Below are 2,623 nucleotides of genomic sequence, written 5' to 3'. Positions count from 1 at the left end.
GAGTAACAGACTGAAATACAAAAAGAAAGGTTGCTCTAAATAATTCCTTGATCCGGTCGTTCAAATACCCCCGGATTTTATTAATTTTAATATATAATCTATAGTTTCAGCGCTCTTTTGATTTTGAAAATCCGGTGCATCGAATGCATTTTTTGCATTGGTCGGGGCGTTATTTTTTTATTAGATTTGTCTTTTTTAAAACATGGCCAAGAATACTTATAAATCAAATACTTTTAAGCAATCCAAGAAGGAGAAGAGCAGGAAAAAGCTGAAGATCAACTTCGGGTTTTTCAAGGATAAGCGGTTTCAGCTTACCTCCGGCTTCTTTCTTCTGATCAGTTCACTGTTTTTGTTCACAGCGTTCGTTTCCTATCTTTTCACCGGTAAGGCAGACCAAAGTGTAGTTGAAGCCATCGGGCAGACAGGTATGCTGGAGTCTGGACGCGACGCTGACAACTGGCTGGGGCTTTACGGCGCCTTTATCTCGCATTACTTTATATTCAGGTGGTTTGGCCTGGCGGCTTTCTTTACACCGCCATTACTGTTTTTGATAGGCTACAGGATTGTTTTCCACAAAGAGATCATATCCATATACTCAACATTTGCCTTTTGCCTCTTTTTTACATTTTGGCTAAGCATTTTACTGGGCTACCTGGTATTTAGCACCGAAGGTGTTTCCGAATGGGGGTTCCTGAGCGGAGGCATTGGCTACCAGCTTTCCATCATACTCGAAGGGCTGATCGGCTGGGGCACACTTCTGCTGCTCATATTCTCACTGCTGGCCTTTATCATATACTTCTTCAATGTTACCACCATTCTTGATTTTAAGGGCAAGGTAAAAGAAGGTGTGGATGGCCTGGAGCGCGAGGTGGCAGAGGCCAAAGGAGCGTTGCCCGAGGAGGACGATAATGTAGATGGCTATGTGGATGAAGAAGATAACTGGCCTGTAAATGAACCGGAAACCATAACTCCCCCTAAAGAAAATAACAATAACAGGAAGCAGGAAATAGTGCTGGAGCAAAAGCCCCGGGAAGAGGCGAAAAAGAAACCGGAGTTTGAGCTTGATGTAACTATACCCGAAAAAGAGGAGGCACCTGATGAGCCGGTGTTTTCAGTGGAGCAGGATGCGGAAGAAGAGGAGACCGTCTCCACACAGCAAAATTATGATCCTACGCTTGACCTGAGCTCATACCAATATCCGACCATCGACCTGCTCGATGATTTTGACTCGGGAAAAGTACAGGTAACGAAGGAAGAGCTTGAGCAGAATAAGGATAAGATCATCGAAACACTGGTCAATTTTAAGATCGGTATTTCCAGTATAAAGGCTACCATAGGGCCAACCGTTACACTCTATGAGATAGTGCCCGAAGCAGGGGTGAAGATCTCCAAGATCAAAAACCTGGAAGACGACATAGCCCTTAGCCTTGCAGCGCTTGGTATCAGGATCATAGCACCGATCCCTGGCAAAGGGACCATCGGTATTGAGGTGCCCAATAAAAACAGGGAAATGGTCGGTATCAAGTCTGTGCTTTCTACGGAGAAATTTATGCGCAGCGACAAGGAGCTGCCTGTGGCGTTGGGTAAGACCATTTCCAACGAAGTGCATGTGATAGATCTGGCCAAAATGCCCCACCTGCTGATGGCCGGTGCCACCGGTCAGGGTAAGTCGGTAGGTCTTAATGTACTATTGACGTCATTGCTGTACAAAAAGCACCCATCTCAGCTCAAGTTCGTGCTCGTAGACCCTAAGAAAGTGGAACTGACACTTTTCAATAAGATCGAGCGGCACTTCCTGGCTATGCTGCCCAATAGCGCAGAAGCCATCATTACCGATACCAAGAAGGTAGTGCATACGCTAAACTCTTTGTGTATAGAGATGGATAACCGCTACGACCTGCTCAAAGACGGTGGAGCGAGGAACCTTAAAGAATACAATGCGAAATTTATAAACAGAAGGCTGAACCCGGAAAAGGGGCACCGTTTTCTTCCATACATTGTTCTTGTCATTGATGAGCTGGCAGATTTGATGATGACTGCCGGCAAGGAGGTTGAGACACCAATTGCCAGGCTGGCGCAGTTGGCAAGGGCCATTGGGATTCACCTGGTGGTAGCTACGCAGAGACCTTCAGTGAACGTAATTACAGGTATTATTAAAGCCAACTTCCCCGCAAGGCTCTCTTTCCGGGTTACATCCAAGATCGACTCAAGGACCATTCTCGATACCGGTGGGGCAGACCAACTGATAGGGCAGGGGGATATGCTGCTGTCGCTGGGTTCAGATATTATCCGTTTGCAGTGCGCTTTTGTAGATACCCATGAGGTGGAGAACATTTGTGAGTACATCGGAGCGCAAAGGGGTTATGAGTCGGCTTATATGCTGCCGGAGTTTGAAGGTGACGATGACAGCTCGGGTGTTGGAGAAGTAGATCTGGCAGATAGGGATGCACTTTTTGACGATGCGGCAAGGCTTATTGTCATGCACCAGCAGGGAAGTACATCACTGATCCAAAGAAAATTGAAACTGGGCTACAACCGTGCAGGCAGGCTTATAGACCAACTGGAGGCCGCCGGCATCGTCGGACCGTTTGAAGGAAGCAAGGCAAGGGAAGTATTGATTCCT

1 protein-coding gene is annotated in these 2,623 nt (G+C 46.7%); it reads left to right on the top strand.

The genetic code is table 11. The annotated features are described in order from the left end of the window. Positions 1-202: 202 nt before the first annotated feature. The coding region (locus E1163_RS08215; protein ID WP_155170957.1) for an FtsK/SpoIIIE family DNA translocase at positions 203-2,623 on the top strand (2,421 nt) is incomplete at its 3' end.

The organism is Fulvivirga kasyanovii, assembly GCF_009711405.1.
Lineage (GTDB): Bacteria > Bacteroidota > Bacteroidia > Cytophagales > Cyclobacteriaceae > Fulvivirga > Fulvivirga kasyanovii.
Note: the sequence above shows the minus strand (reverse complement) of the source record. Positions and strands in the feature narration are given on the sequence as shown.